5 protein-coding genes are annotated in these 5,367 nt (G+C 73.7%); 3 read left to right on the forward strand and 2 right to left on the reverse strand.

The annotated features are described in order from the left end of the window. On the reverse strand, positions 1-1,928 hold a 1,928-nt coding region (locus tag ABZ641_RS24805), incomplete at its 3' end, for a Tex family protein (protein ID WP_359985026.1). A 214-nt stretch (positions 1,929-2,142) separates the two neighbouring features. Here ABZ641_RS24805 and ABZ641_RS24810 point away from each other — a divergent pair. Next, a complete protein-coding gene (locus tag ABZ641_RS24810) occupies positions 2,143-3,456 on the forward strand; it encodes a glycosyltransferase family 87 protein (protein WP_344626071.1) in 1,314 nt (437 codons plus the stop codon). Positions 3,457-3,489: 33 nt separating this feature from the next. On the opposite strand, the gene ABZ641_RS24815 is transcribed toward ABZ641_RS24810, so the two are convergent. Continuing rightward, positions 3,490-3,936: a MarR family winged helix-turn-helix transcriptional regulator gene (locus ABZ641_RS24815; protein ID WP_344626061.1), complete on the reverse strand. Its 447-nt coding sequence runs from the start codon at positions 3,934-3,936 to the stop codon at positions 3,490-3,492. Positions 3,937-4,079: 143 nt separating this feature from the next. On the opposite strand from ABZ641_RS24815, the gene ABZ641_RS24820 reads away from it, so the two are divergent. Beyond that, positions 4,080-4,454, forward strand: coding sequence for a cupin domain-containing protein (locus tag ABZ641_RS24820; RefSeq protein WP_344626062.1), 375 nt, complete (start codon positions 4,080-4,082; stop codon positions 4,452-4,454). An 82-nt stretch (positions 4,455-4,536) separates the two neighbouring features. Continuing rightward, positions 4,537-5,277, forward strand: coding sequence for a DUF4230 domain-containing protein (locus ABZ641_RS24825; protein WP_344626063.1), 741 nt, complete (start codon positions 4,537-4,539; stop codon positions 5,275-5,277). Positions 5,278-5,367: the final 90 nt, after the last annotated feature.

The raw sequence follows: 5,367 nt of genomic DNA on the forward strand, positions 1-5,367 counted from the left end.
GCCGGCGACGACGCCGGCCGAGGAGGTAGGTGGTTCACGTGAGCCCGCACAAGGCCGGCGCCGTCCCGGCGATCGAGTTGACCGGGGCGACCAAAGGGGACGCCGAAGGTGTCGTCGGCGAAGTCCGCCGGGCGCAGCGAGCGCAGCACGGAGCCGTTGCCGATCAGTGCGGGCAGGTCGCCGCCGGTGGCGGCGAGGATGCGGCGGACGACGGGGTAGGCCTCGGGGTGCACGGCGGAGGCGTCCAGCGGGTCGTCTCCGCCGGGGATCCGCAGGAAGCCGGCGCACTGTTCGAAGGCCTTGGGGCCGAGCCGGGCGACGTCCTTGAGGGCGCGCCGGGTGCGGAAGGGGCCGTTGGCGTCGCGGTGGGCGACGATGTTGTCGGCGAGGGTGCCGGTGACGCCGGAGACCCGGGTGAGCAGCGGCGCGGAGGCGGTGTTGACGTCGACGCCGACGGCGTTGACGCAGTCCTCGACGACGGCGTCCAGCGAGCGGGAGAGCTTCACCTCGCTGAGGTCGTGCTGGTACTGGCCGACGCCGATCGACTTGGGGTCGATCTTGACGAGCTCGGCGAGCGGGTCCTGGAGTCGGCGGGCGATGGAGACGGCGCCGCGGATGGAGACGTCCAGGCCGGGCAGTTCCTGCGAGGCGAAGGCCGAGGCGGAGTACACGGAGGCGCCGGCCTCGGAGACCATGACCTTGGTGAGGCCGAGGTCGGGGTGGCGCTTGATCAGGTCCTCGGCGAGCTTGTCGGTCTCCCGCGAGGCCGTGCCGTTGCCGATCGCGACCAGGTCGACGGCGTGCTTCTTCGCGAGGGCGGCGAGGGTGGCGAGCGCGGCGTCCCACTTGTTGGCGGGCTGGTGCGGGTAGATCGTGTCGTGGGCGACGACCTTGCCGGTGGCGTCGACGACGGCGACCTTGACGCCGGTGCGGAAGCCCGGGTCGAGGCCCATGGTGGCGCGGGTGCCGGCGGGGGCGGCGAGCAGCAGGTCGCGCAGGTTGGCGGCGAAGACCCGGACGGCCTCGTCCTCGGCCTCCTGGCGCAGCCGGGTGCGCAGGTCGATGCCGAGCCGGACGAGGATGCGGGTGCGCCAGGCCCAGCGGACGGTGTCGGTGAGCCACTTGTCGGCGGGGCGGCCGCGGTCGGCGATGGCGAAGCGGGCGGCGATCCGCTGCTCGTAGTCGTTCTCGCCGGGCAGGTCGCCGTCCTCGCCGTCGTAGGGGGAGAGGTCGAGGTCGAGGACCTCCTCCTTCTCGCCGCGCAGCATGGCGAGGATGCGGTGCGAGGGCAGCTTGGTGAACGGCTCGGCGAAGTCGAAGTAGTCGGCGAACTTGGCGCCGTCCTGCTCCTTGCCCTCGCGGACGGCGGCGACCAGGCGGCCCCTGGTCCACATCCGCTCGCGGAGCGAGCCGACCAGGTCGGCGTCCTCGCCGAAGCGCTCGACCAGGATCGCGCGGGCGCCGTCCAGGGCGGCCGCGGTGTCGGCGACGGCCTCGCCCAGGTACCCGGCGGCGAGCGCGGCCGGGTCCTGCGAGGGGTCGGCGAGCAGGGTGTCGGCGAGCGGCTCCAGGCCGGCCTCGCGGGCGATCTGGGCCTTGGTGCGCCGCTTGGGCTTGAAGGGCAGGTAGATGTCCTCCAGGCGGGCCTTGGAGTCGGCGGCGAGGATCTGGGCGCGCAGCGCGTCGTCCAGCTTGCCCTGGGCCTCGACGGACTCCAGGACGGCGGTGCGCCGCTCCTCCAGTTCGCGCAGGTAGCGCAGCCGTTCCTCGAGGGTGCGCAGCTGGGCGTCGTCGAGTGCGCCGGTGGCCTCCTTGCGGTAGCGGGCGACGAAGGGAACGGTCGCGCCGCCGTCGAGCAGGTCGACGGCCGCCTTCACCTGCCCTTCGCGGACGCCCAGCTCTTCGGCGATCTTGCGTTCGACCGGCATGGTCACGGGGCCTGCCACCTTCTCCCGGGGTTCCTCCTGGTACGCCCTGCATTCTGGCAGGTACGGCCTGCCGGATCGGGTCGGGCCGTGTCCTGGGGGCGGCGTGGCGCGTTGTGCTGACGGTCGGTGACACACGGTTTCACCGTGATTACCCGACTCGATTTGTCTGGTATGAGATAGATCACAGGCACTCGAAGCTTTCTCCGTGGAGGCGATGGTGGCTCAGGCCCCGACCCCGGTCACCCAGTGGGGAATGCCCCTGGGCGGGCCGTTCCGCTGGACGCGGCCCACGACCTGGCCCCGCGAGGCGCTCGCCCTGGCCGGGTACTGGATCGCCTCCCGCCTCGTCATGATCGGCATGCTCCGCTCCGGCAAGGCCGAGCAGGCGATCGAGGTGCACCGCACCTACTACCACTGGTTCCTGGTCCTCAGCGACGGCCACTTCCCGGTCGGCGACGTGACCTGGCAGTACCCGCCCGGCGCGGCGCTCGCCATGCTGGCCCCCGGGCTGCTGCCCTTCCTCACCTACCTGCAGGCCTTCGCGCTGCTGATGCTGCTCACCGACGCGGTCACCCAGGCCGCGCTGGTCCGGGTCTCGCTGCGCCGCAACGGAGGGGTGCACCGGGGGCGGTCGACGGCGGGCGCCTGGATGTGGGCGCTCTCCCTGCCGCTGCTGCTCGGCCTGCCGTACGGCCGCTACGACCTGCCGGTGACGGCACTGGCGATGGCCGCCCTGCTGCTGATGCCGAGCCGGCCGCGGGCGGGCGGGGCGCTGGCCGGGATCGGCGCGATGGTGAAGGTGTGGCCGGCCCTGGTGGTGCTGGGCGCGCCGCGCGGCAAGGGGACCCGGCAGGCGTGGACGGGGATGTGCCTGTCGGCGGCGGCGCTGCTGCTGGTGATGGCCACCCTGTTCGACGGCGCGATGGACTTCCTGACCGCGCAGCGCGGCCGGGGCGTGGAGATCGAGTCGCTCGGCGGCAGCGTGCTGCACGTGGCCCGGGAGCTGGGCTGGCCGGGCGAGGTGGAGATGCACTACGGCTCGCTGGAGTTCCTCGGCCCGCACGTCGACCTGGTGGCCCGGGTGTCGCTGGTGCTGACGGCGCTGGCCTTCGGCTGGCTGCTGCTGTGGCGCTTCCGGGCCAGGCGGTGGAACCCGGCGCTGCCGTACGACGCGGCGCTGACCGCGGTGCTGCTGTTCACCGTGACCAGCCGGGTGATCAGCCCGCAGTACCTGATCTGGCTGATCGGGCTGGCCGCGGTCTGCCTGACGGTGCGGGGGTCCTCGCAGCGCCCGGTGGCGGTGGTCATCCTGCTCGCCGTCGGGGTCACCACCGTCGACTACCCGCTCTTCTTCGACGCGATGATCAAGGGCGGCTGGCAGCCGACCCTGGTGATCGTCGCCCGGAACGGACTGCTGCTGGTCGCCTCGCTCTGGTCGGCGGCCCGGCTGTGGCGCGCCTCGGTCTCCCCGGTGGCCGCCCTCCAGGAGGCCCCCCGCGTCAGCCGGGGCCCGATCCGCGTGGCCTGACGGCCGGGGGCGCGCCGCCGCGGACGGCCGCCGTCACCACACCGGCCGGATGCGGCCGCTGGGGCCGAGGGCGGCGAGGTCGGCGGTGAGCCGGTGCAGGCGCTGCTCGCCGAGCGCCTCCCGCCAGGGGCGGACGGCGTCGGCGGCGGCCTCGTCGGCGGCGCGGGTGCAGGCCCAGCCGCGCTCGGTGAGGACGACCAGCCGGGCACGGGCGTCGGCGGGGTGCGGGTGCCGTTCGACGTACCCCTTGCGGACGAGTTCCTCGACCATCTGGCTGGCCGCCTGCTTGGTCACGCCGAGGTGCTCGGCGAGTTCGCCGACGGTGGCGCCGTCGGGGGCGAGCCGGACGAAGGCGAAGCCGTGCGCGGGCCGCAGGTCGTCGAAGCCGCGGGCCCGGACGCCGTCGTCGATGCTGCGGACCAGGTCGGCGGCCAGGCCGAGGACCAGGGGCGGCAGGGCGCGGGCGGCGGGCTCGTCCATGGCGGTCAGTCTAGGTGCTTGACGGTTCGTCGGTACCGAGGGCACATCGACCTCCCAAAGAAGTCCAGTCGCTTGACGAAATCGTCAAGCTGATTGATCATATAGTCAAGCGAACTGACCTTCCGCATGCCAAGGAGACAGCTGTGCCAGTCGTCCGACCCGACCACGCCACCGTGTTCGACCTGCATGGTGCCCGTTTCACCTCGTACGCCTCCGCCGCCACCGGCGCCGACCTGCTCCGCAGCTGGCGGCTCGACGTCCCCGCCGGCACCACCGGCGTGGAGCACACCGTCAGCGGCGAGGAGGTGCTGCACCTGCTCGACGGCGCGCCGACCGTGACCCTCGACGGCGAGGCCACCGTCCTCGCGCCGGGCGACACCGTCGTCGTCCCGGCCGGCAGCCGGCTGAAGGTGGACAACCCCGGGCCGGGGCCCGCCGCCGCCTGGGTCACCACCACGGCCGGGCTGCGGGCGATCCTCCCCGACGGCTCGGTCGTCAACCCGCCCTGGGCCGTCTGAATCGAACTCCGGATCGGGGGAAGGATCCGCGGGCCGGGCCGGACACCCGAGCCCGCCGCCGACGCCCCAGGGAGGTTCCGCAATGGCCCGCCGGTCCGCACCAGAGCGCACGCCCGAGCACGACGACGAGTCCGAGGCGGGCGGCAGACCCCCGGGCGGGCGGCCCGCCCGGGGCGGCGGCGGACGCGGCAGGCTGCCCTGGTACTTCGGGCTGCCGGTCGCGCTGGCCGCCGTCCTCGTCCTGCTGCTGGCGGCGGCCGGGCTCGACCTGCTGCCCGGCCTGCCGAACCCGTTCGCCGAACGGGAGGTCGACCGCAGCGGACCCGCCGTCCTCAAGTCCATCCAGAACATGAGCCGCTACACCGCGGCCACCGGCAACTTCCAGGTCATCGTCGACCTCGACCAGGACGCCAAGTTCCTGCCCTCGCAGCTGCTCGGCAAGCGCACCCTGTACGTCGCCACCGGCAGCGTCGGCGCCTACGTCGACCTCGGGGCGCTGCCGCAGGGCGCGGTGACCGTCTCCGCGGACCGCCGGACGGCCGCCATCGCCCTGCCGCACGCCGAGCTGGCCGACGCCGCCCTGGACGTCCGCCGCTCCTACGTGTTCTCGCAGCAGCGCGGGCTGTTCGACCGGATCGGCGACTTCTTCTCCGGGAACCCCGGCGACCAGCAGCGGCTGGAGGTCCTGGCGACCGAGAAGATCCAGACCGCCGCCCGCGACACCGCGCTGACCGCCACCGCCGAGACCAACACCACCGCCATGCTCCAGGGACTGCTCCGCTCGCTCGGCTTCACCACCGTCACCGTCACCACCACCGGCTGACCCGGCCCGGACGGACGGGCCGGCCAGAGCGCTGGGGCCGCGCTTCTTGGGCGCGGGCTCGGCGGATCCGGCCTTGGGGGGCGCCGGCTC

This window comes from Kitasatospora sp. NPDC007106 (assembly GCF_040634455.1).
In the GTDB taxonomy this organism is placed as follows: domain Bacteria; phylum Actinomycetota; class Actinomycetes; order Streptomycetales; family Streptomycetaceae; genus Kitasatospora; species Kitasatospora arboriphila.

What these genes read in the sequence shown, in the direction of transcription:
- ABZ641_RS24825 (WP_344626063.1), top strand. Translation starts at nt 4,537, where the DNA reads ATGGCCCGCCGGTCCGCACCAGAGCGCACGCCCGAGCACGACGACGAG.
- ABZ641_RS24815 (WP_344626061.1), bottom strand. Translation starts at nt 3,936, where the DNA reads ATGGACGAGCCCGCCGCCCGCGCCCTGCCGCCCCTGGTCCTCGGCCTG.
- ABZ641_RS24810 (WP_344626071.1), top strand. Translation starts at nt 2,143, where the DNA reads ATGGTGGCTCAGGCCCCGACCCCGGTCACCCAGTGGGGAATGCCCCTG.